Raw genomic sequence first — 25,942 nt, 5'->3', positions numbered from 1 at the left:
AACTGAAAAGGGTACGTGCCCGGCCCGGCAAGGGCTCCCGGGTTTGTGGCCACCCCGCCCTGTGGCGCCTGGCGCGCGGAACCGATCATGTGGAGCAAGGCGCGGCACTCGCACGCAGCGGGTCTCGTTACCATTCCTGGACGCACACACGACGACCACTGACACTTCGAGGGACGGGCTAGCGCGTGGCCGAGGCGGCAGACATCCAGGGGGCGTCCCCCGCTCCTGCCCGGCGCCGGTGGCTGCGGCGCACGGCCGTCCTGCTGGCCGGGACGCCCGTCCTCGCCGCGCTCGTCTCCGCACCCGGACCCGGGGCGCAGGCGGCCGATGCGGGGGGCGTCGAGGTCCAGCTGAGCACCGTGGCCCCGGCCGCCCCGGTCAAGGGCGACACGCTCACGATCTCCGGCACCGTGGTCAACACCGGCCGCGAGACGATCACGGGCGCCCACGTGGGCCTGCGGGTCGGGCCCGCCCTCGGGGACCGGGCCTCGATCGACGAGGCGGCCGAGCGGGCCGGCTTCCGGGCCGGCACGGACCCGGGCGAGGTCGACCAGGCGTACTCCGCGAAGATCGCGTCGCTTCCCTCCAAGGCCAGCCAGTCCTTCACCCTCTCGATCCCGGTGAACAAGCTGGAGCTGGACAAGGAGGGCGTGTACCAACTGGGCGTATCGCTGTCCGGGGAGACCGAGAGCCGGCCCTACGAGCAGGTGCTGGGCATCAAGCGGACCTTCCTCCCCTGGCAGCCGGAGCCGGCCGCCAAGCGCTCCCAGCTCAGCTACCTGTGGCCGTTGGTCTCCACCACCCGGCTGACCGCGGAAACCGGCTCCGACGAGGTGCAGACGCCGGTGTTCCTCGACGACTCCCTCGCCGACGAGCTCAGGACCGGCGGCCGCCTGGAGCGGATGGTCTCGCTGGGCAAGGAGCTGCCGATCACCTGGGTCGTCGATCCCGACCTGCTGTACACGGTCGACGCGATGACCAAGGGCTACCGCTACCGCACCCCGGACGGAAAGATCGTCCAGGGTCGGAACAAGGCCGTCGCCGAGCAGTGGCTGAGCTCACTCGAAGCGGCCGTCCAGGGCAAGAAGGTCGTCGCGCTGCCGTTCGCCGACCCCGACATCGCCTCCCTCGCCCACCAGGGCAAGGACGTCTCCGGCACCCTCGGCCAGCTGCGGCCCGCCACCGACAAGGCGAAGCAGGCGGTGGAGACCGTCCTGCACGTCACCCCGTCCACCGACTTCTCCTGGCCCGTGGACGGAGCCATCGACCCGTCGATCGTCAACGTCGCCACCTCGGCGGGCGCCCACAACGTGCTCGCCCGCAGCGACAGCCTCCAGGAGACCGGCGCCCTCGGCTACACCCCTTCGGCGGCCCGCCCCATCGGCGCGGGAACCACCGCCGTCGTCGCCGACGCCGACCTGTCGACGGCCTTCGAGGGCGACATGCTGAACGCCGGAAACTCCACCCTGGCCGTGCAGCGCTTCCTCGCCCACAGCCTGGCCCTCAACCTGCAGAAGACCGACAACCAGCGCAGCTTCGTCGTCACCCCGCAGCGGATGCCCTCCGCCAGCCAGGCGCAGTCGATGGCCGATGCGCTGCGCGCCCTGCAGGCGGGCCGTTGGACGCAGCCCGTCGACCTCGACGCCGCTGCCGCGGCCAAGCCGGATGCCGGCGTCAACACCCAGGTCCCGGGTGCCGGCCAGTACCCCGAGGCGCTACGCAAGACCGAGCTGCCGGTGGCCGCGTTCGAGAAGATCCGCACCACCCAGAACACCCTCGACCACTTCAAGGTCATCCTGACCTCGCCCGACCGCGTCGAGATCCCGTTCGGCAACACCACCAACCGCGAGATGTCCACCTCCTGGCGGGGCCGCCCCCAGGACGCCGGGCACTACCGCAACCAGGTGCAGGAGTACCTGATCAGCCTGACCGAGAAGGTCAAGGTCGTCCCCAAGTCCGACGCCACCCTGTCCGGCCACAGCGCGACCATCCCGGTCAGCGTCCAGAACAGCCTCGTCCAGGACGTCCACAACCTCGTCCTGCGCGTGAAGTCCGCCAACCCGACCCGCCTGATGTTCGGCGACGGCGGCGAGGCCGAGCAGGAAGTAACGGTCCAGGGCGGCCACAGCCAGACGGTCAAGTTCACCGCCAACGCCACCGCGAGCGGGCCCGTCGAGGTCACCGCTCAGCTCTTCACCACGAACGGTGTGCCCTACGGCAAGGAGCGCAGGTTCACCGTCGAGGCCACCGAGATCACACCGACTGTGATGCTGGTCATCGCCGGCGGGGTGCTGCTCCTGGTCCTGGCAGGCATCAAGATGTACGCCAGCCGCAAGCGCGTCGCGGCCCGGGCGGCCGCCGCCGAGGAGAGCACGCAGCCGAGTGACGGGACCCCGGACACCGGACCGCAAAGCACCAGCCCGTCCGGCGCGGGTGAGACAGTGGACCGTTGAGCGATGCCGTGGCCGGCCGGCCTGGGACGATGAGGTGGGGTTTCAATGAACGCGCCGTACGACGGTGACCGCGCGCAGGGCACTGGTGCGCCCGCGCCCTCCTCGGGCGCAGATCCGGGCACGAGGCTGCCCGGACAGGTTCCCGGGCCCGGTCCCACAGCGGACCGCGACCCGTACCTCCAGGACGCCTATGACCGCGACCCCTACCGGTCGCAGGACCTGTCGGCCCAGGACCCGGTCGCCGAGGTCCTCTACGACCGGGCTTCCCACCCCCCGCCGCCGCCCGGGACCTTCCAGGACCCCGGCCCGCTCTACGCCGCGCCGCAGACCTCGCAGCAGGGCCCGGACCCGCGCGTGTGGGCCCAGACCCCGCCGCCCGAGCCGGACGGCCCGTCCCGCCACCTGCGGTACGGCGACCGCACCGACACCACCCAGTTCGTCGGCGTGGACTCGCTGGTCACCAGCGCGGCGGAGGAGGAGGCCGAGCTCGACGCCTTCGCCCACCTGTACAAGGACCAGCAGGCGGCGCCCGGCACCCCCGTGGAGGACGTGCCCGTAGCCGCCCCGGCGCCGAGCAAGCCGGCCGGCCGTGCCGCCGGTCTGCTCAAGTCCAGTGCGCTGATGGCCGCGGGGACGATCGTCTCCCGCATCACCGGCTTTCTGCGGACCCTGGTCGTCGCCGCCGCCATCGGCGTGGGCACCTTCAACGACACGTACCAGATCGCCAACACGCTGCCGACGATGATCTACGTGCTGGTCGGCGGCGGCGCCCTGAACGCCGTCTTCATCCCCCAGCTCGTGCGGGCCATGAAGAACGACGACGACGGTGGCCAGGCGTACGCCAACCGGCTGCTGACCCTGGTCGTCGTCCTGCTCGCCGCCGTCACCACGATCTGCGTACTGGCCGCGCCGGTGTTCATCACCATGATGTCGCCGAAGATCGCCTCGGATCCCGAGCAGATGGAGGTCGCGGTCGCCTTCGCCCGGTACTGCCTGCCCACCATGTTCTTCATGGGCGTGCACGTGGTGCTCGGTCAGATCCTCAACGCGCGCGGCCGGTTCGGCGCGATGATGTGGACGCCGGTCCTCAACAACATCGTGGCCATCGCCACCTTCGGCGCGTTCATCTGGGCCTTCGGCGGCTTCACCACCTCCGGCGTCAGCGCCGCCACGGTCACCCCCGAGGGCGTGCGCCTGCTGGGCATCGGCACCCTCCTCGGCCTCACCGTCCAGGCCCTGGCGATGCTGCCGTACCTGCGCGACGCCGGGTTCTCGCTGCGCCTGCGCTTCGACTGGAAGGGCCACGGCCTTGGCAAGGCCGCCCGCCTCGCCAAGTGGACGTTCTTCTTCGTCCTGGCCAACCAGGTCGGCCTGGTCGTGGTGACCCAGCTCGCCACCTGGGCAGGTTCGATCGCCGAGAAGCAGGGACACTCCGGCACCGGCATCACCGGCTACCAGTACGCGCTGCTGCTGTGGCAGATGCCGCAGGCCATCATCACCGTCTCCGTCATGACGGCCGTCCTGCCCCGCATCTCCCGCTCCGCCCACGACGGGGACGCCGCCGCCGTCCGCGACGACATCTCCTACGGGCTGCGCACCTCGGCCGTCGCGATCGTGCCCTGCGCCTTCGCGTTCCTCGCCCTCGGCGTCCCCATGGCCACGCTGCTCTACGCGGGCTCGGGCTCCGGCGCCCAGAACATCGGCTACATCCTGATGGCCTTCGGCCTCGGGCTCATCCCGTACTCGGTGCAGTACGTCGTCCTGCGCGGCTTCTACGCGTACGAGGACACGCGCACGCCGTTCTACAACACCGTCATCGTCGCCGCGGTCAACGCATCCGTCTCCGCTGCCGCGTTCTTCGTCCTTCCCGCGCGCTGGGCGGTCGTGGGCATGGCCGCCGCCTACGGCCTCGGCTACGCCGTGGGCGTCGGTGTCGCCTGGAAGCGCCTGCGCAAGCGGCTCGGCGGGGACCTGGACGGCGCCCATGTGCGGCGCACTTACACCCGTCTCATCGGCGCCTGCATCCCGGCGGCCGCCGTGGCCGGCGGTGCCGCCTACGCCATCACCCAGTGGCTTGGCAGCGGAGTCCTCGGCTCCGCTATCTCGCTGGTCGTGGGCGGCATCGCCCTGGGCGGTGTCTTCCTGGTAGCGGCCAAGCGGATGCGGATCGAAGAGCTCAACGCGATGGTCGGAATGGTCCGCGGGCGCATGGGTCGCTAGATGCGCACAACCGTCGCACCCCTTCGCGTGTCGTGCATAGCGCCGGACTGTGGGCACAATTGGCATGGCTTCGCAGACTGGCCGACAGCGCGTAACGGATGGGGAGGCAGGAACGACGGTGGCGGAACGTAGCACGGCTGCCGTCGACGTGGCCGACAACGGCGGCAATCAGCCGCTGGTCGCAGATGCGGCCAAGGCCACGGCCGACGGGGTGGACACCCAGAACGGACGAGCCGCGGACGGACCCATGCCAGACAAGGACGGCGAACGCAGGAACGCGGCTTCTGTGGCCGCTCCCGAACTCCACAGCGGCCACAAGCTGGCCCGGCGCTACCGCCTGGAGGAATGCGTCACCCGTCTGGACGGATTCAGCAGCTGGCGGGCGGTGGACGAGAAGCTGCGGCGGGCCGTCGGGGTCCACGTGCTGCCCGCCGACCACCCGCGCGCCCGCGCGGTCCTGGCCGCGGCCCGCTCCTCCGCCCTGCTGGGCGACCCCCGCTTCGTCCAGGTCCTGGACGCGGTGGAGGACAGCGACCTCGTCTACGTCGTCCACGAGTGGCTGCCCGATGCCACCGAGCTGACGGCGGTCCTCGCCTCCGGCCCCCTGGAGCCCCACGACGCCTACCAGCTCGTCAGCCAGGTCTCCCAGGCCATGGCCGCGGCACACCGCGAGGGCCTGTCCCACCTGCGGCTGACGCCGAGCGCCATACTCCGCACGTCCACCGGCCAGTACCGCATCCGCGGCCTCGCCGTGAACGCCGCCCTGCGCGGGATCACGAGCGACACCCCGCAGCGCGCGGACACCGAAGCCATCGGCGCACTCCTGTACGCCGCCCTGACCCAGCGCTGGCCGTACGAGAACGACGCGTACGGTCTTTCCGGCCTGCCCAAGGGTGTCGGCCTGCTCCCGCCCGACCAGGTCCGCGCAGGTGTCCACCGCGGCCTGGGCGAGCTCGCCATGCGCGCGCTCGCCAACGACGGGGCCACCGCCTCCCGTCAGGAGCCCGCCTGCACCACCCCGGAAGAACTGGCCAAGGCGGTTGCCGCGATGCCGCGCATCCGGCCGCCGGAGCCGGCGTTCACCCCGCCGCCCGAGTACCAGCAGACCACCTACCAGCAGGGCAGTTACGGCCGCCCGCCGACGCGGCCCGGTGGGCCCGTCACGCACGCCGTCCCGCTTCCCCCTCCGCCGCCGCTGCAGAGCCGCACGGGCCGGGTCCTGAAGTGGGGTGTGGCAGCGCTGCTGATCGCCGCGCTGGGCCTGGGCAGCTGGCAACTCGCCGACACGCTGCTGGACCGCGTCAAGGGCAACAGCGGCAACAGCGGCAGCACCACGCAGCCCGCCAAGCCCGATGACCAGAAGCCCAAGGAAAGCAAGCAGCTTCCCATCAGCAACGCGACGGTCTTCGGCAAGGATCCGATCAAGGCCGAGGACGCCGGCAAGGCCGTCGACGGTGACAGCAAGACGGCGTGGGTCACCAAGGTTTTCTATTTTTCGAGCAACTTCGGCAACCTCGACTCCTACGACGACGGCAGCGGCATCATCGTCGACCTCGGCCGCGTCCAGGAGGTCACGGCCGTCGAAGCGGAGATGTACGCCGCAGGACACAAGGTCGAGGTCCGGGCGGCGGCCCCCGAGGCGACCTCTGCACGTTCCAAGTCCGACTTCCCGCAGGTGATCTCCGAGCTGCGCACCACGAGCAAGAAGGTGGACGCCAAGCCCGGAGCGCCGGTGAAGACGCGCTACCTGGTGATCCACATCACCCACCTGCCCGCCGAGGACGGTGGCGGCAGCTGGCGGGGCGGGATCAACGAGATCAAGGTGTTCGGACCGGGCGAATAGTCCGGACGCCGTCGTCGACGAGAGTCCGCTGTACCGAGGTACAGCGGACCCTCGTATTCGTCCCGCCCGCCCCGTACGCTCCCTCCGGGGAGGGGAGGTGTGATGCACGACGCGACGAACGGCGAGGCCAGCGACCGCGACCTGCTCTCCCGGCACGTCGCCGGGGACCCGGATGCCTTCGGCGAGCTCGTCCGCCGGCACCGCGACCGGCTCTGGGCAGTGGCCCTGCGCACCCTCGGCGACCGGGAGGAGGCCGCCGACGCGGTGCAGGACGCCTTCGTCTCCGCCTATCGGGCCGCACACACCTTCCGCGGCGACTCCGCCGTCACCACATGGCTGCACCGCATCACCGTCAACGCCTGCCTCGACCGGGCCAGGAAGGCCGCCTCCCGCAGGACCGCCCTCCTCGACGACACGGACCGCCTGGAGCGCCTGCTGGAGCCGCACGAGTCCGCCGAGGCCCCCGCTGAGCGCGAGGACCTCCAACGTCAGCTGCTGGCCGCCCTCGGCACCCTCCCCGTCGACCAGCGGGCCGCTCTGGTCCTGGTCGACATGCAGGGGTACTCCGTCGCCGAGGCCGCCCACGTCCTTGACGTCCCTGTCGGCACGGTGAAGAGCCGGTGTGCGCGCGGACGGGCGAAACTCGTCCCGATGCTCACTCATCTGCGCTCGAATGCCGGGGATAACACCGGCACGGAGCGGGGAAGGAACCGGACGCCGGGGACACCCGTCCCACCAGCGGCAGACCCCAGTCAGCCAGCCCCAGGGGCAGGCACGGTGAAGGGCGGAGGTGGACGAACGTGACTCCCGCAGCCGGCACGATCCGGCACCCTGACGTCTCGGAAATCTCCGACCTGACCGAGGGCCTCCTCTCCCCGGTCCGGACCGGGGAGGTACGCCGCCACCTGGCCGAGTGCCCGCTGTGCGCGGACGTGCACGCATCCCTGGAGGAGATCCGCGGCCTGCTCGGTACGCTGCCGGGCCCGCCCCGCATGCCCGTGGACATCGCCGGACGCATCGACGCAGCGCTCGCCGCCGAGGCGCTCCTGGACTCCACGGCCCCGGAATCGGGCACTGACTGTGATACCGACCCGGTTGTTTCACGTGAAACAACGACGACGCCTCCCTCCGGGCGGGACGTCCGCCGGCCCGCCGGTCACCCGGTCGGCGCAACCGGACCCGGGCGCCGCCGCGCCCGTCGCCGGATCGCCGTCATCGCAGGCCTCGCTGGAGCCGCCGCCTGTGCTCTCGGAGTGTTTCTCGCCGGAAACCTGCTGGGGGGCTCCCCGGACACGGCCGCCCGCAAGTCCGCCACGAGCGACCTCGCGCAAGCCCCCGAAGACGGCACCTACACGCCCCAGGGGCTCCAGGACAGCGTGCACCGCCTGCTGGCTTCGGCAGGAAGGGCCAAGCAGGCCTCCCCGCAGACACAGCAGCAGGAGAACCGCACATACGGGCTGGAGAACACCTCCCCGGCTCCGGGGGACCGGGCGGGCACGGACGCCGCTGCGGTTCCGTCCTGCGTCCTGAACTCGACCGGCCGCAGCGAGACCCCGCTCGCCGTGGAGCGCGGCCGCTACCAGGGCGGCGACGTCTACCTGCTCGTGCTTCCGCATCCCGGTGATTCCGGCACGGTGGACGCCTACCTCGTCGGTGCCGGCTGCGCCGTCACCCCGTCGGACGGCACCGACCGACCCCTGCTGACCAGGACCTACCCTCGAAGCTGACAGCTTGCGGTTCGTGGGTGAGCGGGCCGGGAATGCGCGCGCCGTAGGATCCGTTGGGTGGGGTGAGGCTCCACACCGGCCTACCAGGGCCCGCAGCGCGCAGTCCACAGAGACGAGGAAGAGACCCGTGAGCGACGTACGAAACGTGATCATCATCGGTTCCGGGCCCGCCGGTTACACCGCCGCCCTGTACACCGCACGTGCCTCGCTCAAGCCGCTGGTCTTCGAAGGCGCCGTCACCGCCGGTGGCGCGCTGATGAACACCACCGAGGTCGAGAACTTCCCCGGCTTCCAGGACGGCATCATGGGGCCGGACCTGATGGACAACATGCGCGGCCAGGCCGAGCGCTTCGGCGCGGAACTCGTTCCGGACGACATCGTGTCCGTGGACCTCACCGGTGAGATCAAGACGGTCACCGACACCGCCGGAACCGTGCACCGCGCCAAGGCCGTGATCGTGGCTACCGGCTCCCAGCACCGCAAGCTCGGTCTGCCCAACGAGGACGCACTCTCCGGCCGCGGTGTGTCCTGGTGCGCCACCTGTGACGGGTTCTTCTTCAAGGACCAGGACATCGCCGTCGTCGGTGGAGGCGACACCGCGATCGAGGAGGCCACCTTCCTCTCCCGGTTCGCCAAGTCCGTCACGGTCGTTCACCGTCGCGACGCCCTGCGCGCTTCCAAGGCCATGCAGGACCGGGCCTTCGCCGACCCGAAGATCAAGTTCGCCTGGGACAGCGAGGTCTCCGCGATCCACGGCGACCAGAAGCTCTCCCACCTCACGCTGCGCAACACCAAGACCGGTGAGACCTCCGAGCTTCCCGTGACCGGCCTGTTCATCGCCGTCGGCCACGACCCGCGCACCGAACTGTTCAAGGACCAGCTGGAGCTCGACGAGGAGGGCTACCTCAAGGTCGACGCCCCCTCCACGCGCACCAACGTGACCGGCGTGTTCGGCGCCGGCGACGTCGTGGACCACACGTACCGTCAGGCCATCACCGCGGCCGGCACGGGCTGCGCCGCAGCCCTCGACGCCGAGCGCTTCCTCGCCGCCCTTTCGGACGCCGAGAAGGCGCACGCAGCGGTCTGACCCCCAGAGCCCCCCACCTCAACACCCCGCAGGAAGAATTAGGAGGCCGCTGTGGCCGGCACCCTCAAGAACGTGACCGACGCCGACTTCGACGCCGAGGTCCTCCGGAGCGACAAGCCCGTCCTGGTGGACTTCTGGGCCGAGTGGTGCGGCCCGTGCCGCCAGATCGCTCCGTCCCTGGAGGCCATCGCTGCCGAGTACGGCGACCAGATCGAGATCGTCAAGCTCAACATCGACCAGAACCCGGCCACGGCCGCGAAGTACGGCGTCATGTCGATCCCGACCCTGAACGTCTACCAGGGCGGCGAGGTCGTGAAGACCATCGTCGGCGCCAAGCCGAAGGCCGCCATCCTGCGTGACCTCGACACCTTCATCGAGGCCAAGGCCGTCTGACGGCAATGTTTCACGTGGAACGGGGCCGCCCCTGACAAGGGGCGGCCCCGTTCCACGTTTTGGTCCCCTTACAAGGGGCGCAGGGCCGGCTCCTTCCGGGCCGCCCCCAACAGCCGGTCCAGCGCCAGCTCCACGTCTTCCTTCCACGACAGCGTCGAGCGAAGCTCCAACCTCAGCCGCGGATGCACCGGATGGGGCCGCACCGTCTTGAAGCCCACTGCGAGCAGATGGTCCGCCGGCAGCAGGCACGCGGGCGCTTCCCAATGCGCGTCGCCAAATGCCTCGATCGCGCGGAAGCCCCGCCGCAGCAGGTCTTTGGCCACGGTCTGGACCATCACCCGCCCGAGCCCCTGCCCCTGATATCCCGGCGTGATCCATGCAGTGATCAGCTGGACCGCGTCGGGGGACACCGGGCTCGTCGGGAAGGCCGTGGACCGGGGCACGTAGGCCGGCGGCGCGTACAGGACGAACCCCACGGGAACCTCGTCCACGTAGACCACTCGGCCGCACGATCCCCACTCCAGCAGGACGGCGGAGATCCACGCCTCCTTCTCCCGGGCCGGAGTCCCCGCCTTGGTCGCGGCCTCACCGCTAACGGGATCGAGCTCCCAGAACACACAGGACCGGCAACGCAGAGGCAGGTCCTGGAGGTTGTCCAGTGTGAGTGGTACCAACCGACGCCCCATGGGCGCATCGTATCCACGGTCCGAATCAGGAGAAACCGCAACAAGGCAAAGGGGCGGGCTGCACCGGCTCCACCGGTACGACCCGCCCCTCGGCGGCAGGGGCTCACTCCCCTGACGGTCGCTGCTCCAGTACCCGGCCCTCACCCGGCGCCAGCGTCGCCAGAATCCGCTCCAGGTCCTCCATCGAGGCGAACTCGACCGTGATCTTGCCCTTCTTCTGGCCCAGGTCCACCTTCACCCGGGTGTCGAAGCGGTCCGACAGCCGCGTCGCGAGATCACTCAGCGCCGGGGAGACCCGGGCTCCTGCCCTCGGCCCCTTCGGCTTCACGGGGCTCTCGGGCTCGGAATCCATCAGGGAGACGATCTCCTCGACCGAGCGCACCGACAGGCCTTCGGCGACGATGCGCGCCGCCAGCTGTTCCTGCGCCTCGGGGTCCTCCACGGGAAGGAGGGCACGCGCGTGACCGGCCAGGAGGACACCCGCCGCCACACGTCTTTGCACCGTCGGCGCCAGCTTGAGCAGCCGCAGCGTGTTCGTCACCTGGGGCCGGGAGCGCCCGATCCGGTCCGCGAGCTGGTCATGCGTGCAGTCGAAGTCCTTCAGCAGCTGGTCGTACGCGGCGGCCTCTTCGAGCGGGTTGAGCTGGGCCCGGTGGAGGTTCTCCAGCAGCGCGTCGAGGAGAAGCTTGTCTTCGTCCGTCGCCCGGATGATCGCCGGAATGAGCTCCAGACCGAGCTCCTTGCACGCACGCCAGCGACGCTCGCCCATGACGAGTTCGTAGCGGTCCGGGCCGGACTGCCGCACCACCACCGGCTGGAGAAGGCCCACCTCCCGGATGGAGGTCACCAGCTCCGCCAGCGCGTCTACGTCGAACACCTCGCGGGGCTGCCGTGGGTTCGGTGTGATCGCGTCGGTCGGGAGCTCTGCGAAGGTCGCCCCCGCCGCGTTATCCGCTGCGGGCTCCGCCGCCTCGGGCGCGTGGCCCGGCTCGACCGGAGCCGATGTTTCACGTGAAACATCGGCTGGGGCAAGTGTGGCCAGCTTCGCCGCCGCGATCCCGCGCTCAGAGGTGAGCGTGGGCATCGCCGCCGGCGAGGTGGAGCCCGCCCCGATCACGGCGGGCGTCTTCTCCTGGGGGGCTTGAGGGATCAGCGCACCGATCCCCCGGCCCAGACCCCTTCGTCGCTCGCTCACTGGATCCCCTCCGCCACACTCTGCGTGTTGTTCAGGCCCGCACCCATATGGGCGTTCCGGGCGTCGTACTGGATGCCGGCCCCGCGCAGCGCGATCTCACGCGCCGCCTCCATGTAGGAGAGGGAACCGCTGGAACTCGGGTCGTACGTGAGCACCGTCTGCCCGTAGCTCGGAGCCTCGGAAATGCGCACCGACCGCGGGATGCTCGTCCGCAGCACCTCGCTACCGAAGTGGGTACGGACCTCCTCAGCCACCTGGGAGGCCAGCCGGGTCCGACCGTCGTACATCGTCAGCAGGATGGTGGAGACGTGCAGCGTCGGGTTGAGGTGGGCCCGCACCAGGTCCACATTGCGCAGGAGCTGGCCCAGGCCTTCCAGGGCGTAGTACTCGCACTGGATCGGGATCAGCACCTCGGCACCCGCGACCAGCGCGTTCACCGTCAGCAGGCCCAGCGAGGGCGGGCAGTCGATGAGGATGTAGTCCAGCGGCTGCTCGTACGCCTGGATGGCACGTTGCAGGCGGCTCTCACGCGCGACCAGTGAGACCAGCTCGATCTCCGCACCCGCCAGGTCGATGGTGGCCGGGGCGCAGAAGAGGCCCTCCACGTCCACCACCGGCTGGACCACCTCCAGCAGCGGCCTGCTGTCGACCAGTACGTCGTAGATCGAGGGGACGTCCGCGTGGTGGTCGATGCCGAGCGCTGTGGACGCGTTCCCCTGCGGGTCGAGGTCGATGACCAGGACCCGTGCGCCGTGGAGCGCCAGGGAAGCCGCCAGGTTCACGGTCGTCGTGGTCTTGCCGACGCCGCCCTTCTGGTTGGCGACGACGATCACGCGGGTCCGGTCCGGCCGGGGCAGACCCTCTCCGGCCCGCCTCAGCGAATCCACGGCGAAGGGGTTCGGCCTGGCAGACGTGTCGTTGTCCACAAGGGGCGGTGGAGATGTTTCACGTGAAACATCTCCACCCGCTACTTCAGAGCGGGGACCGGGGACCGGGTCGGCCATCGGCCCCGCGAGGTTGGCGTCGGACCGCACGGTGTCACTCTCCTCGGCATCGGGCTCGCGATGAACAGAGCCTGCCATGCCACCAGGGTCGCGAACCAGCGGGGCCCGTACTCCTGTGGATGAATCCACAGATGTGGACAACTCCGTCCTCCCTCCGTCCCTGGAGGACCGAGGGGGCGCGGCCGCCCGGCCGCGACCGATGATTCCGTGCAGCAGAGAGCGACGTTTCACGTGAAACACGATGCCGGGACGGAGGCAACAGGCCCCTACGACACTCCCAAATCCGCACCTATAGGGCCCAACACCCCGCGGAGGGGTGCTGGGAGCGCGCCACAGGGCGTAGCTGCGGGTTACCGTCGCCGGCGCGAGCGCCCCACCCGGGCTGCCTTGGCCCGCTTGGCCGCGAACCGCACGCCGCCGGGGCTCTCCCCGACCTCGACCCGCACCACCGTCGACATCGGGTCCACCACACCCTCGCCCACCTGAAGCACGGAGGTCTTCACCACACCGAGCTTCGTCAGCGCGACCTTCGCCGCCGCCAGCTCCTCCTCGGCGGTGTCGCCCTTGAGCGCCAGCATCTCGCCGTACGGACGCAGCAGGGGCACACCCCAGGCCGCCAGGCGGTCCAGCGGGGCCACTGCCCGCGCCGTCACCACGTGCACCGGCTGGACCTTGCCGAGCATCTCCTCGGCCCGCCCGCGCACCACTGTGACGTGGTCCAGGCCCAGCAGCTCCACGGCCTCCTGCAGGAAGGTCGTACGCCGGAGCAGCGGCTCCAGCAGCGTGATCTTCAGGTCCCGGCGCACCAGGGCCAGCGGGATACCGGGCAGGCCGGCGCCCGAGCCCACGTCGCACACGGTGACGCCCTCGGGGACCACCTCCGACAGGACCGCACAGTTCAGCAGGTGCCGCTCCCACAGGCGCGGCACCTCACGCGGGCCGATCAGGCCTCGCTGGACCCCTGCGTCCGCGAGCAGCTCCGCATACCGCACAGCTTCGGGGAAAAACTCGCCGAACACCGCACGCGCCTCTTCCGGCGCCGGGGGAAGCTCCGCTGCGTCCGTCACGGGGACCGTCCTTCCGTTTTGCGTACCGCGTGATCGTGAAAACGCACTGGTACTGCCAGGCTGACAAACATCGGCCCCGCCTGCGACACAGACGGGGCCGAACACTCGGGCTGGGGATCAGGCCGGGAGCACAACGACGAAGCGCTGCGGCTCCACGCCCTCCGACTCGCTGCGCAGACCGGCGGCCGCCACGGCGTCGTGGACGACCTTCCGCTCGAACGGGGTCATCGGGGCCAGCTTCAGCGGCTCACCGGACGCCTTCACGTCGGCCGCTGCCTTGGCGCCCAGCGCGGCCAGCTCTTCACGCTTCTTGGCGCGGAACCCCGCGATGTCCAGCATCAGCCGGCTGCGGTCCCCGGTCTCACGGTGCACCGCGAGACGGGTCAGCTCCTGAAGGGCTTCCAGGACCTCGCCGTCACGGCCCACGAGCTTCTGCAGGTCACGGCCGCCGGAGTCGCTCACGATCGAGACCGAGGCGCGGTCGGCCTCGACGTCCATGTCGATGTCGCCGTCGAGGTCAGCGATGTCGAGCAGACCTTCGAGGTAGTCGGCCGCGATCTCACCCTCCTGCTCGAGGCGGGTCAGGGTGTCGCCACTCTCAGCGGCGGCGGTGGTGGTGCCTTCCGTCACGGGAGGGACTCCTTCTTACTTCTTGGAAGAGGGCTTGGAGGGCGTCTGACGCTGCGCCTTCGTCTGGCGCTTCGGCTGCTGCCGTTTCTGGGCGCCGCTGCTCGCCGCATCCGCGTCCGCCGTGGCCACAGCGGACTTGATCACGGAACCGTCCGCCTGCGCGGCCAGGCCCTGCTTCGTCAGAGCTGCGATGAACTTGCGCTCGTTGTCGTTGCGGTCCGGGCCCTTGGCCACGATCGTGGCGACGATCTTCTTCTTGCCCCGTCCCTTGACCTGCCCGTGCGTGCCGACGGACTTGAGCAGGCGCGCCAGGTACTGGTCCTGCGCCTTGCTGCCCGGCGTCGGGTTCTGGTTGATCACGTACATCTGCTGACCCATGGTCCAGACGTTGGTGGTCAGCCAGTAGACGAGGACACCGACGGGGAAGTTGATGCCCATGACCGCGAAGATCACCGGGAAGATGTACATCAGCATCTTCTGCTGCTGCATGAACGGCGTCTTGACCGAGAGGTCCACGTTCTTCTGCATCAGCTGACGCTGCGTGTAGAACTGCGACAGCGACATCATGATGATCATGACCGCGGTCACGATCCGGACGTCCATCAGCGTGGCGCCGAGCGCCTCGACCTTCTCCGGGCTGTCCATGAACTTGGCCGCGATCGGCGCGCCGAAGATCTTGGCCTCACGGGCGCTGTCGACCAACTGCTGGTCCATGGCGCCGATGGTCTTGCCGTTGGCGATGTTCGCCAGCACGTGGTACAGCGCGAAGAAGAACGGCGACTGCGCCAGGATGGGAAGGCACGAGGAGAGCGGGTTGGTACCCGTCTCCTTGTACAGCTTCATCATCTCTTCGGACTGACGCTGCTTGTCGTTCTTGTAGCGCTCCTGGATCGCCTTCATCTTCGGCTGGAGCGCCTGCATGCCACGCGTCGCCTTGATCTGCTTCACGAAGAGCGGGATCAGGCAGATACGGATCAGGATCACCAGGGACACGATGGACAGGCCCCAGGCCCACCCGCTGTCCGGCCCGAAGATCGCACCGTACAGCGAGTGGAACTGGACGATGATCCACGAGACGGGTGTGGTGATAAAGCTGAACAGACTGGCAATCGTGTCCACTAATCAGGCTCCTTGAGCATTGCGAGATCTACGCAACGCAGTGCGCAGCTGCTCGTGCCAACGCGGGCGTTTACGAGGTGGGACATGATCAACTCCGCCCGCGGACCACGGGTTGCACCGCAGGATCCGCCAGGCGGTGAGGAGGGTCCCCTTCACCGCACCATGCCGGTCGATGGCCGTGAACCCGTAGCGCGAGCACGAGGGGTAATAACGGCACACCGGGCCGAGCAGCGGACTGATGGTCCACTGGTACAGCTTGATCAAAGCGAGCAGCGGGTACTTCATCGAGCTGCGCCTCCCAGGAGCCGCAGCAGAGCGGCATCCAGGTCCTTGGCCAGGTCCTCGAGGCCGGCATCACCCGATCCGGGCAATGCCCTCACCACCACCAGGCTACCGGCGGGCAGGCGGGAGAGCCGCTCGCGTACGAGATGGCGCAGGCGGCGCTTCACCCGGTTCCGGACGACGGCACCACCTACGGCCTTGCTGACGACGAAACCCGCACGGGTCGAGGGAACTGTCTCCCCCGACCCGTGCGGGTCCATTGCGCCGCTTGTACGTAGGTGGACGACGAGGAGCGGACGACCGGCCCTGCGGCCTCGGCGTACCGCACTCGCGAAGTCCTCGCGCCGCCTCAGCCGATTTTCGGGAGACAGCACGACGTCACTACCTGCGTGAGTTACGCGGAGAGGGCAGCGCGGCCCTTGCTGCGGCGGTTCGCCAGGATGGCGCGGCCGGCACGGGTACGCATCCGCAGGCGGAAGCCGTGGGTCTTCGCGCGGCGACGGTTGTTCGGCTGGAAGGTGCGCTTGCTCACTCGGGGGCTCCAGAGAATGAATCGTTGTGGCGGGACATCGCCTGGCTGTCACCGTGCGCCCACGAGGAAGCTCGCGTGTTCGCCCGAGTGGCACCGCTCAACGACCACAGTCAGTGATCCTCGCCCATCGGTAGGCAGGCGGCAGCAGCCATCGACAACTCGACCTCGTTACGGTACGCGCGGCTACGCCATCCGGTCAAACCGAGGCGATGCCACCCCGCGCTGTGCACAGGCTGTGGACAACGACTTGAACCCTACCCGTCGCGCTGACTACCGTTGCCTGACCCCGGATTTTTTGTCCCGACCGTCCCAAAGAACCACACATTCGTGGGACCCCTGTGAGAGAGCGTGCCCTGTGGCTGACGTACCTGCCGATCTTGCCGCAGTGTGGCCACGGGTGCTCGAGAAGCTCCTGGGAGAAGGACAGCAGGCGGTCGAGCCGAAGGACCAGCAGTGGGTCGAGCGCTGCCAGCCGCTGGCGCTCGTCGCCGACACGGCGCTGCTGGCCGTCCCGAACGAATACGGCAAGCGCGTCCTCGAGGGCCGCCTCGCCCCGCTGATCAGCGATGCGCTCAGCCGCGAGTGCGGCCGCCCCATCCGGATCGCCATCACCGTGGACGACTCCGCCGGGGAGCCCGCGCCGCCGGCCCCGCCCGCACCGCAGCGCGGCGACGCGTACGAGCCGTACGGCGGCCAGCGCTCCGGCGGCCACACCGGCCCCGGCGCGGGCGACGACCAGCTGCCCACCGCCCGCCCCGCCTACCCGGACTACCAGCAGCCGCGGCCCGAGCCCGGCGCCTGGCCGCGCGGCGGCCAGCAGGACGACTACGGCTGGCAGCAGCCGCGGCACGGCGGCTTCCCCGAGCGTGACCCGTACGCCTCCCCGCAGCCGGGCTACCTCCAGCAGCCCGATTCCGGCGGCTACGACCAGGGTGCCTACGAGCCGCAGCCGTACGAGCCGTCGCCGTACGAGTCCCAGCAGCCGCACCCCTACGAGCAGCCGTACGAACCCTCCGGTCCGCGCCCCGGACCCGGCCGCTCCGCGCCGCCGCCGGCCCCGTCCGGCGGTTCCACTTCGGGGCCGCTGGAGCCGACCGCCCGGCTGAACCCGAAGTACCTCTTCGACACCTTCGTCATCGGTGCTTCCAACCGCTTCGCGCACGCCGCGGCGGTGGCCGTCGCCGAGGCCCCCGCCAAGGCCTACAACCCGCTCTTCATCTACGGGGAGTCGGGCCTCGGCAAGACGCACCTGCTGCACGCCATCGGGCACTACGCGCGGAGCCTCTACCCGGGCACCCGCGTGCGGTACGTGAGCTCGGAGGAGTTCACCAACGAGTTCATCAACTCCATCCGCGACGGCAAGGGGGACGCGTTCCGCAAGCGCTACCGCGAGATGGACATCCTGCTGGTCGACGACATCCAGTTCCTGGCGAGCAAGGAGTCGACGCAGGAGGAGTTCTTCCACACCTTCAACACGCTCCACAACGCCAACAAGCAGATCGTGCTGTCCTCGGACCGGCCGCCCAAGCAGCTGGTCACCCTGGAGGACCGGCTGCGCAACCGCTTCGAGTGGGGCCTGATCACCGACGTCCAGCCGCCCGAGCTGGAGACGCGCATCGCGATCCTGCGCAAGAAGGCGGTCCAGGAGCAGCTCAACGCCCCGCCGGAGGTACTGGAGTTCATCGCCTCCCGCATCTCGCGCAACATCCGCGAGCTGGAGGGGGCGCTGATCCGCGTCACGGCCTTCGCGAGCCTGAACCGGCAGCCGGTCGACCTGGGGCTGACCGAGGACGTCCTCAAGAACCTGATCCCCGGGGGCGAGGACTCGGCGCCCGAGATCACGGCCTCCGACATCATGGCGGCCACCGCCGACTACTTCGGCCTGACGGTGGACGACCTGTGCGGCTCCTCGCGCAGCCGCGTCCTGGTCACCGCCCGGCAGATCGCGATGTACCTGTGCCGTGAGCTCACGGACCTCTCCCTGCCGAAGATCGGGGCGCAGTTCGGCGGGCGGGACCACACCACCGTCATGCACGCGGACCGCAAGATCCGGGCGCTGATGGCGGAGCGGCGCTCCATCTACAACCAGGTCACCGAGCTCACCAACCGCATCAAGAACGGCTGAGCCGCCTCGACGGCCGTCCGGGTGCCGGTGCCGGGGTGCCGCACCCCGGCACCGGCATCCTGCCGAGCCCGCGGCATCCCGGCCTCGAACCCCGAGCCGCCGCATCCGGCCGTCCGGGGTTCGAGGCCGTCGCATTCGCCGTCCCCCCCCGAATCCCCGGCCCCACCCGACGGGCCGTCAAGGGCCTCTCGGCGCCTCCCCAAACGCATCGACAGGGCGCTTCCGGAGTAATCCGGGGGCGCCCTTCTTCGTGCGCGCGCCCCTGACTTGTTCGAATACGCCCCCTGTGGAGCAACTTGTCCACAGATTGCGGAACTTTCTGCGATCCACAGGTTGGGGACGGGTTTCCTCACCCACAATCTGTCCACAGGGCCTCCGATTGAGGGACCATCAGCCCAGGTCGCGGCCCTGTGGAATTGTGCGTGACAGATGTCCACAGGCTGTGGACACAAGATTCATCCACAGGCTCGTCCACCGCGTTATCCACCGCTCACCCACAGGTTGCCCCATCCTGTGCACAGGTTCCGACGGGTTACCCACACCGCTGTCCACTGTTCGGCAACCGAGTGCCCCTCCTCACCGACCGGAGTGAAAGCCGTCACACGGAAGTCGACGTTTGGGCTGTGGAGTACTTGGGGAAAGCTGGGGACACACCTGTGGAGTAGTCGGGGTCACCTGGGGATGGCCTGTGCAGAACTTTCCGTTCTCCACAGCACCCCCCTGTTGTCCACCGGTGTCACCCACAGGGCATGGGGATAAAAAAGCTGCTCTGACCTGCGGCAACGGGCTTATCCACGGTTTCCACAAGCCCTACTACTACCCCCATGGACAGTTAGCTCGGATTCGGTTTTCAAGCAGGTGCTGTGCACAACGTGGTCGAGAGGCCTCCCCGACACCTCGCTCCCGATTTGACGGCCGGCAGCACCAGCTGTCGGCGCCGTACGTCAGACTGGTCCCCGGCACCGAGGCCCCGAGCCCTCCCGGGCAGCGGGCCGGTGGGCCGACGACGAAGGCCGGCAGACGGACGAGCGAGCAACAGCAGGAGGCGGTTCCGGTGAAGATCCGGGTGGAGCGCGACGTACTCGCGGAGGCGGTGGCCTGGGCTGCCCGCAGCCTCCCGGCCCGGCCGCCGGTCCCCGTACTCGCGGGCCTGCTGCTGAAGGCCGAGGACGGCACCCTGTCCCTCTCCGGCTTCGACTACGAGGTCTCGGCCCGCGTCTCCGTCGAGGCGGACGTGGAGGAGGACGGCACCGTCCTCGTCTCCGGCCGGCTCCTCGCCGACATCTGCCGCGCCCTCCCCAACCGGCCCGTGGAGATTTCCACAGACGGTGTACGGGCGACCGTGGTCTGCGGATCCTCCCGGTTCACCCTCCACACCCTGCCCGTGGAGGAGTACCCGGCCCTGCCCCAGATGCCGACCGCGACCGGCACGGTCTCCGGCGAGGTCTTCGCCGCCGCCGCCGCCCAGGTCGCCATCGCCGCCGGCCGCGACGACACGCTGCCCGTCCTGACCGGTGTCCGCATCGAGATCGAGGGCGACCGCGTCACCCTGGCCTCCACCGACCGCTACCGCTTCGCGGTCCGCGAGTTCCTGTGGAAGCCGGAGAACCCGGACGCCTCGGCCGTGGCCCTGGTGCCCGCCAAGACCCTCCTGGACACCGCCAAGTCCCTGACCAGCGGTGACACCGTCACCCTGGCGCTGTCCGGCTCCGGCGCCGGCGAGGGCCTGATCGGTTTCGAGGGCGCCGGCCGCCGCACCACCACCCGCCTCCTCGAGGGCGACCTGCCGAAGTACCGCACGCTCTTCCCGACGGAGTTCAACTCCATCGCGGTGATCGAGACCGCCCCGTTCGTCGAGGCCGTCAAGCGCGTGGCGCTGGTCGCCGAGCGCAACACCCCGGTCCGCCTGAGCTTCGAGACCGGCGTGCTCACGCTGGAGGCCGGCTCCTCCGACGATGCACAGGCCGTGGAGCGCGTCGACGCCTCCCTGGAGGGCGACGACATCTCGATCGCCTTCAACCCGACCTTCCTGCTCGACGGTCTGAGCGCCATCGACTCGCCGGTCGCCCAGCTCAGCTTCACGACGTCCACCAAGCCGGCGCTGCTGAGCGGCCGCCCCGCGGTCGACGCCGAGGCGGACGAGGCCTACAAGTACCTGATCATGCCGGTGCGCCTCTCCGGCTGACGCCCGCCGTCCACAGGGCCCGGTCCCGCAGCCGCGGACCGGGCCCGACGGCGTTCTCCCGGACACGCATCCGGCCCCCGTACGGCGGGTGCCTGGAGCGCCCGTGGCGCCTGGCGGCACCGCCCGGCGTAGGCTCGGAGCCGGGTCTTCCGGGAATCGGGAGAATCCGGCACAAACGGCCACAACGCTTAAGGAACCACCTGATGGAGCTCGGTCTCGTCGGTCTCGGCAAGATGGGCGGCAACATGCGCGAGCGCATCCGCCGCGCAGGCCACACCGTCCTCGGATACGACCGCAATCCGGACCTCGCCGATGTCCACAGCCTGTCGGAACTTGTGGACGGCCTGCAGGCCCCCCGCGTGGTGTGGGTGATGGTCCCGGCCGGTGCGGCGACCCAGTCCACCATCGACGAGCTCGCGGAGCTGCTCTCGCCCGGCGACGTCGTCGTGGACGGCGGCAACTCGCGTTGGACCGACGACGAGAAGCACGCCGAGGAGCTCGCCGCCAAGGGCATCGGCTTCGTCGACTGCGGTGTTTCCGGCGGCGTGTGGGGCCTGGAGAACGGCTACGCGCTGATGTACGGCGGCGACAAGGAGCACGTGGCCGCGGTCCAGCCCGTCTTCGACGCCCTCAAGCCGGAGGGCGCGTACGGCTCCGTGCACGCCGGCAAGGTCGGCGCGGGCCACTTCGCGAAGATGGTCCACAACGGCATCGAGTACGCCATGATGCAGGCCTACGCCGAGGGCTGGGAGCTGCTGGAGAAGGTGGACTCGGTCACCGACGTCCGCGAGGTGTTCCGGTCCTGGCAGGAGGGCACGGTCATCCGGTCCTGGCTGCTCGACCTGGCCGTCAACGCGCTGGACGAGGACGAGCACCTGGAGCAGCTGCGCGGCTTCGCGCAGGACTCGGGCGAGGGCCGCTGGACGGTGGAGGCGGCGATCGACAACGCCGTGCCGCTGCCCGCGATCACCGCCTCGCTGTTCGCGCGGTTCGCCTCGCGCCAGGACGACTCGCCGCAGATGAAGATGATCGCCGCGCTGCGCAACCAGTTCGGCGGCCACGCGGTCGAGAAGAAGAACTAGCCGCCGCGGGCGCGGCGACCGCGCCCGCAGCAGCCCGAGCTGCCCGGCAGCACGGAGCAGTACCGCAGTACGGAGCAGAACAGCAGGAAGCCGGGGGAGGTCGGCGCCGCATGCATGTCACGCATCTCTCGTTGGCCGACTTCCGCTCGTACGCCCGGGCCGAGGTTCCCCTCGACCCGGGCGTCACGGCTTTCGTGGGCCCCAACGGCCAGGGCAAGACCAACCTGGTCGAGGCCATCGGCTACCTGGCGACGCTCGGCAGCCACCGGGTGTCCTCGGACGCCCCCCTCGTGCGGATGGGGGCGCAGCGGGCCGTCGTCCGCGCGGCCGTCCGGCAGGGCGAACGGCAGCAGCTGGTCGAGCTGGAGCTCAACCCGGGGCGGGCGAACCGGGCCCGCATCAACCGGTCCTCCCAGGTCCGGCCGCGGGACGTGCTGGGCATCGTCCGGACGGTGCTGTTCGCACCGGAGGACCTGGCCCTGGTCAAGGGCGACCCGGGCGAGCGCCGCAGGCTCCTCGACGAGCTGGTGACGGCCCGCGCACCGCGGATGGCAGGGGTCCGGTCCGATTACGAGCGCGTCCTGAAGCAGCGCAACACCCTGCTGAAGTCCGCCGCGATGGCGCGCCGCCACGGCGGACGCTCCATGGACCTGTCGACGCTGGACGTGTGGGACCAGCACCTGGCCCGCGCGGGCGCGGAGCTGCTCGCCCAGCGACTGGACCTGATCGCCGCCCTGCTGCCGCTGGCGGACAAGGCGTACGAGCAGCTCGCCCCAGGTGGCGGGCCGCTGGGCCTGGCGTACCGGTCCTCGGCGGGCGAGGCGGTGGACGCCGGGGCGGCGCGGACCCGGGAGGAGCTGTACGCGGCGCTGCTCGACGCGCTCGCGGAGGTCCGCAAGCAGGAGATCGAGCGGGGCGTGACCCTGGTGGGCCCCCACCGCGACGACGTGCTGCTGCGGCTCGGGGAGCTGCCGGCGAAGGGGTACGCGAGCCACGGGGAGTCGTGGTCGTACGCGCTGGCGCTGCGGCTGGCCTCGTACGAACTGCTGCGCTCGGAGGGCGCCGAGCCGGTGCTGATCCTCGACGACGTCTTCGCGGAGCTGGACGCCCGGCGCCGGGAGCGGCTGGCCGAGCTTGTGGCGCCGGCCGAGCAGGTGCTGGTGACGGCGGCTGTGGACGATGACGTTCCGGACGTGCTGACGGGGACCCGTTTCGCGGTGTCCGGCGGTGAGGTGACCCGGCTGTGAACGAGGACAAGCGGAATCCGCAGGAGGCGGCCGGCGCGGTCCCGGGGCGCAAGGCCCCCGAGCTCTCGGGAGTGGATCTCGCGCGCCAGGCGCTGGCCGCGGCCCGCGAGCAGGCGCGGGCGCGCGGAGCCGCGGCGGGCGGCGGGCGCGGCGGCCGGCACCAGCCGGGCCTGCGCTCGGGGGCGCGGGCGGACGGTCGGGACCCCATGCCGCTGATGGCGGCGCTGGACCGGCTGCGCACCGAACGCGGTTGGGAGATGCCGATGGCGGTGGCCGGCGTGATGGAGCGCTGGCCGGAGATCGTCGGCCCGGAGATCGCGACGCACTGCGAACCGGAACGCTACCAGGACCGTGAGCTGGTCGTCCGGTGCGACTCCTCGGCGTGGGCGGCGCAGCTGAAGCTGCTGGCCCCGCAGCTGGTGGCCCGGCTGAACGCGGACCTCGGCCAGGGCACGGTCCGGCTGATCAAGGTGCAGGGTCCGGGCGGCCGGCCGAAGCGGTACGGCCCCTGGCGCGCCCCGGGCAGCGCGGGCCCGGGCGACACCTACGGCTGAGGCCCCGGAACCGGGGCCCGGCCAGCCGCAGCCGGCCGAGGTCCCGGGCAGCGGTGAGAGCCTCCGTCCCAGTAGTCACACCCGCCACGGCAGAGCCGTGGCGGGTCCTGTTCGCGGGCCCTCGAACCCCCCTGCGCGGGTGGCGTCCCTCACGGTAGTGGAAGGTTGACAGCCCGAAGCGCTGGATGCCCGCGTGAGCCACTTTGAGCCCCGGTCCGGATATGGGGAGTCGGAGAGAGGAGGTTCAGGGCGGCACATGCGTACTCAGGTACCGGCAAACCCCCATTCATGTCCGTGGTACCGGTAGACTGAAGCGAATCCCGCCTCGCCGCGGGATTCCGACGAAAACACGCTGACAACGCAGATCGACGCAGCCGCTCCTCCCCGGCAGCCCTGCCGGCCCGGAGTCCGGCCTGTGCTGTGCCAGAAAGGGCGCTTCGTGGCCGATTCCGGCAACCCCAACGACAACCAGTCCACAGCCGGCGAGAACGGGGAGGTCACCGCCTCGTACGACGCCTCCGCGATCCAGGTGCTGGAGGGCCTGGACGCGGTTCGCAAGCGGCCCGGCATGTACATCGGCTCCACCGGTGAGCGCGGCCTGCACCACCTGGTCTACGAGGTGGTCGACAACTCCGTCGACGAGGCGCTCGCCGGTTACGCGGACACCATCGACGTGACCATCCTGGCCGACGGCGGGGTGCGCGTGGTCGACAACGGCCGCGGTATCCCGGTCGGCATCGTGCCGTCCGAGGGCAAGCCGGCCGTCGAGGTCGTCCTGACGGTCCTGCACGCGGGCGGCAAGTTCGGCGGCGGAGGCTACGCCGTCTCCGGCGGTCTGCACGGCGTCGGTGTGTCCGTCGTGAACGCCCTGTCGACCAAGGTCGCGGTCGAGGTCAAGACCGACGGGCACCGCTGGACCCAGGACTACAAGCTGGGCGTGCCGACGGCGCCGCTGGCCAAGAACGAGGAGACCGACGAGCACGGCACCTCGGTGACCTTCTGGGCCGACGGGGACATCTTCGAGACCACCGAGTACTCCTTCGAGACGCTGTCCCGGCGCTTCCAGGAGATGGCCTTCCTGAACAAGGGCCTGACCATCTCGCTGACCGACGAGCGAGAGTCGGCGAAGGCCACCGCGGGCGCCGACGACCCGGAGGCGGACGCGGCCGAGCCCGTGGCGCGCACCGTCCGGTACCACTACGAGGGCGGCATCGTCGACTTCGTGAAGTACCTCAACTCGCGCAAGGGCGAGCTGATCCACCCGACCGTCATCGACGTCGAGGCCGAGGACAAGGAGCGGATGCTCTCGGTCGAGATCGCGATGCAGTGGAACTCGCAGTACAGCGAGGGCGTGTACTCCTTCGCCAACACGATCCACACGCACGAGGGCGGCACCCACGAGGAGGGTTTCCGCGCCGCGCTGACCTCCCTTGTCAACCGCTACGCGCGTGACAAGAAGCTGCTCCGCGAGAAGGACGACAACCTCACCGGCGACGACATCCGCGAGGGCCTGACCGCGATCATCTCGGTCAAGCTCGGCGAGCCGCAGTTCGAGGGCCAGACCAAGACCAAGCTGGGCAACACGGAGGCGAAGACCTTCGTCCAGAAGGTCGCGCACGAGCACCTGTCCGACTGGTTCGACCGCAACCCGGTCGAGGCCGCCGACATCGTCCGCAAGGCCATCCAGGCGGCCACGGCCCGCGTCGCGGCCCGCAAGGCCCGCGACCTGACGCGCCGCAAGGGCCTGCTGGAGAGCGCCTCGCTGCCGGGCAAGCTGTCCGACTGCCAGTCGAACGACCCGACCAAGTGCGAGATCTTCATCGTCGAGGGTGACTCCGCCGGCGGTTCCGCGAAGTCCGGCCGCAACCCGATGTACCAGGCCATCCTGCCGATCCGCGGCAAGATCCTGAACGTCGAGAAGGCCCGTATCGACAAGATCCTCCAGAACACCGAGGTCCAGGCGCTGATCTCCGCCTTCGGCACCGGTATCCACGAGGACTTCGACATCGAGAAGCTCCGCTACCACAAGATCATCCTGATGGCGGACGCCGACGTCGACGGCCAGCACATCAACACCCTGCTGCTGACCTTCCTGTTCCGTTTCATGCGCCCGCTGGTCGAGGCCGGACACGTCTACCTCTCCCGCCCGCCGCTCTACAAGATCAAGTGGGGTCGCGACGACTTCGAGTACGCGTACTCGGACCGCGAGCGCGACGCCCTGGTCGAGCACGGCAAGCGCCAGGGCAAGCGGATCAAGGAGGACTCGATCCAGCGCTTCAAGGGTCTGGGCGAGATGAACGCCGAGGAGCTGCGCGTCACCACCATGGACGTGGACCACCGCGTGCTCGGCCAGGTCACCCTGGACGACGCGGCCCAGGCCGACGACCTGTTCTCGGTGCTGATGGGTGAGGACGTCGAGGCACGGCGCTCCTTCATCCAGCGCAACGCCAAGGACGTTCGCTTCCTCGACATCTGAGTCGGCTCTTCACGGCCGCCCGAAAGGACTTCTGA

22 protein-coding genes are annotated in these 25,942 nt (G+C 70.0%); 13 read left to right on the top strand and 9 right to left on the bottom strand.

The window, feature by feature from the left end; all coding sequences use genetic code 11:
* The first annotated feature begins 185 nt into the window (after positions 1 to 185).
* The 7 genes from ACSHWO_RS17600 (at position 186) to trxA (ending at position 9,723) form a co-directional block, all read left to right on the top strand.
* Positions 186 to 2,453, top strand: coding sequence for a DUF6049 family protein (locus ACSHWO_RS17600; protein ID WP_361093104.1), 2,268 nt, complete (start codon positions 186 to 188; stop codon positions 2,451 to 2,453).
* Between the two features lie 45 nt (positions 2,454 to 2,498).
* Complete coding sequence (gene murJ / locus ACSHWO_RS17595; RefSeq protein WP_438313003.1) at positions 2,499 to 4,673, top strand: murein biosynthesis integral membrane protein MurJ; 2,175 nt, start codon at positions 2,499 to 2,501, stop codon at positions 4,671 to 4,673.
* Positions 4,674 to 4,791: 118 nt separating this feature from the next.
* Positions 4,792 to 6,516 carry a protein kinase family protein gene (locus ACSHWO_RS17590; protein ID WP_438313001.1) on the top strand — a complete coding sequence of 575 codons (1,725 nt, stop codon included), beginning with the start codon at positions 4,792 to 4,794 and terminating at the stop codon, positions 6,514 to 6,516.
* Positions 6,517 to 6,618: 102 nt separating this feature from the next.
* Entirely contained in the window at positions 6,619 to 7,320 is a 702-nt protein-coding gene (gene sigM, locus ACSHWO_RS17585) for an RNA polymerase sigma factor SigM (RefSeq protein WP_438312999.1), read from the top strand.
* Positions 7,317 to 8,243, top strand: coding sequence for an anti-sigma factor family protein (locus ACSHWO_RS17580; RefSeq protein ID WP_438312997.1), 927 nt, complete (start codon positions 7,317 to 7,319; stop codon positions 8,241 to 8,243). Before sigM ends, ACSHWO_RS17580 begins: the two co-directional genes overlap by 4 nt.
* Positions 8,244 to 8,370: 127 nt before the next feature.
* The gene (gene trxB, locus ACSHWO_RS17575; protein WP_361093089.1) at positions 8,371 to 9,330 is read left to right on the top strand and encodes a thioredoxin-disulfide reductase; all 960 of its coding nucleotides are present in this window, start codon (positions 8,371 to 8,373) and stop codon (positions 9,328 to 9,330) included.
* A 51-nt stretch (positions 9,331 to 9,381) separates the two neighbouring features.
* Positions 9,382 to 9,723: a thioredoxin gene (trxA, locus tag ACSHWO_RS17570; protein WP_361093086.1), complete on the top strand. Its 342-nt coding sequence runs from the start codon at positions 9,382 to 9,384 to the stop codon at positions 9,721 to 9,723.
* A gap of 68 nt (positions 9,724 to 9,791) precedes the next feature.
* Here the strand turns inward: trxA and ACSHWO_RS17565 are convergent, their stop codons facing one another.
* The 9 genes from ACSHWO_RS17565 to rpmH all read right to left on the bottom strand — a co-directional run bounded on the left by ACSHWO_RS17565 (position 9,792) and on the right by rpmH (position 16,238).
* Positions 9,792 to 10,409: a GNAT family N-acetyltransferase gene (locus tag ACSHWO_RS17565; protein WP_385828849.1), complete on the bottom strand. Its 618-nt coding sequence runs from the start codon at positions 10,407 to 10,409 to the stop codon at positions 9,792 to 9,794.
* A gap of 103 nt (positions 10,410 to 10,512) precedes the next feature.
* Positions 10,513 to 11,604: a ParB/RepB/Spo0J family partition protein gene (locus tag ACSHWO_RS17560; protein WP_438312994.1), complete on the bottom strand. Its 1,092-nt coding sequence runs from the start codon at positions 11,602 to 11,604 to the stop codon at positions 10,513 to 10,515.
* Complete coding sequence (locus ACSHWO_RS17555; protein ID WP_385828813.1) at positions 11,601 to 12,686, bottom strand: ParA family protein; 1,086 nt, start codon at positions 12,684 to 12,686, stop codon at positions 11,601 to 11,603. The genes ACSHWO_RS17560 and ACSHWO_RS17555 overlap by 4 nt, the downstream gene beginning before the upstream one ends.
* A gap of 272 nt (positions 12,687 to 12,958) precedes the next feature.
* On the bottom strand, positions 12,959 to 13,675 hold the full coding sequence (gene rsmG, locus ACSHWO_RS17550) for a 16S rRNA (guanine(527)-N(7))-methyltransferase RsmG (RefSeq protein ID WP_361093074.1): 717 nt from the start codon (positions 13,673 to 13,675) through the stop codon (positions 12,959 to 12,961).
* Positions 13,676 to 13,792: 117 nt separating this feature from the next.
* A complete protein-coding gene (locus ACSHWO_RS17545) occupies positions 13,793 to 14,305 on the bottom strand; it encodes a protein jag (protein WP_361093071.1) in 513 nt (170 codons plus the stop codon).
* Between the two features lie 15 nt (positions 14,306 to 14,320).
* Positions 14,321 to 15,424: a membrane protein insertase YidC gene (gene yidC, locus ACSHWO_RS17540; protein ID WP_438312991.1), complete on the bottom strand. Its 1,104-nt coding sequence runs from the start codon at positions 15,422 to 15,424 to the stop codon at positions 14,321 to 14,323.
* A gap of 3 nt (positions 15,425 to 15,427) precedes the next feature.
* Entirely contained in the window at positions 15,428 to 15,709 is a 282-nt protein-coding gene (gene yidD / locus ACSHWO_RS17535) for a membrane protein insertion efficiency factor YidD (protein WP_385828754.1), read from the bottom strand.
* Positions 15,706 to 16,080, bottom strand: a complete 375-nt coding sequence (rnpA, locus tag ACSHWO_RS17530) for a ribonuclease P protein component (protein WP_361093065.1) — start codon at positions 16,078 to 16,080, stop codon at positions 15,706 to 15,708. Before rnpA ends, yidD begins: the two co-directional genes overlap by 4 nt.
* Before the next feature lie 20 nt (positions 16,081 to 16,100).
* The gene (gene rpmH, locus ACSHWO_RS17525; protein WP_018547628.1) at positions 16,101 to 16,238 is read right to left on the bottom strand and encodes a 50S ribosomal protein L34; all 138 of its coding nucleotides are present in this window, start codon (positions 16,236 to 16,238) and stop codon (positions 16,101 to 16,103) included.
* 355 nt (positions 16,239 to 16,593) lie between these two features.
* Between rpmH and dnaA the strand changes: the two genes are divergently transcribed.
* The 6 genes from dnaA to gyrB all read left to right on the top strand — a co-directional run bounded on the left by dnaA (position 16,594) and on the right by gyrB (position 25,907).
* Positions 16,594 to 18,363: a chromosomal replication initiator protein DnaA gene (gene dnaA / locus ACSHWO_RS17520; RefSeq protein ID WP_438312988.1), complete on the top strand. Its 1,770-nt coding sequence runs from the start codon at positions 16,594 to 16,596 to the stop codon at positions 18,361 to 18,363.
* 1,054 nt (positions 18,364 to 19,417) lie between these two features.
* Positions 19,418 to 20,548 carry a DNA polymerase III subunit beta gene (gene dnaN, locus ACSHWO_RS17515; protein WP_361093059.1) on the top strand — a complete coding sequence of 377 codons (1,131 nt, stop codon included), beginning with the start codon at positions 19,418 to 19,420 and terminating at the stop codon, positions 20,546 to 20,548.
* Between the two features lie 203 nt (positions 20,549 to 20,751).
* Positions 20,752 to 21,630, top strand: a complete 879-nt coding sequence (gene gnd, locus ACSHWO_RS17510; protein ID WP_438312985.1) for a phosphogluconate dehydrogenase (NAD(+)-dependent, decarboxylating) — start codon at positions 20,752 to 20,754, stop codon at positions 21,628 to 21,630.
* A gap of 110 nt (positions 21,631 to 21,740) precedes the next feature.
* Positions 21,741 to 22,877, top strand: a complete 1,137-nt coding sequence (gene recF, locus ACSHWO_RS17505; RefSeq protein WP_361093053.1) for a DNA replication/repair protein RecF — start codon at positions 21,741 to 21,743, stop codon at positions 22,875 to 22,877.
* The gene (locus ACSHWO_RS17500) at positions 22,874 to 23,431 is read left to right on the top strand and encodes a DUF721 domain-containing protein (protein WP_438312983.1); all 558 of its coding nucleotides are present in this window, start codon (positions 22,874 to 22,876) and stop codon (positions 23,429 to 23,431) included. The genes recF and ACSHWO_RS17500 overlap by 4 nt, the downstream gene beginning before the upstream one ends.
* Before the next feature lie 415 nt (positions 23,432 to 23,846).
* Entirely contained in the window at positions 23,847 to 25,907 is a 2,061-nt protein-coding gene (gene gyrB, locus ACSHWO_RS17495) for a DNA topoisomerase (ATP-hydrolyzing) subunit B (protein ID WP_438312981.1), read from the top strand.
* Positions 25,908 to 25,942: the final 35 nt, after the last annotated feature.

The organism is Streptomyces pallidus (ex Mingjun et al. 2026), from assembly GCF_051550185.1.
Lineage (GTDB): Bacteria > Actinomycetota > Actinomycetes > Streptomycetales > Streptomycetaceae > Streptomyces.
Note: the sequence above shows the minus strand (reverse complement) of the source record. Positions and strands in the feature narration are given on the sequence as shown.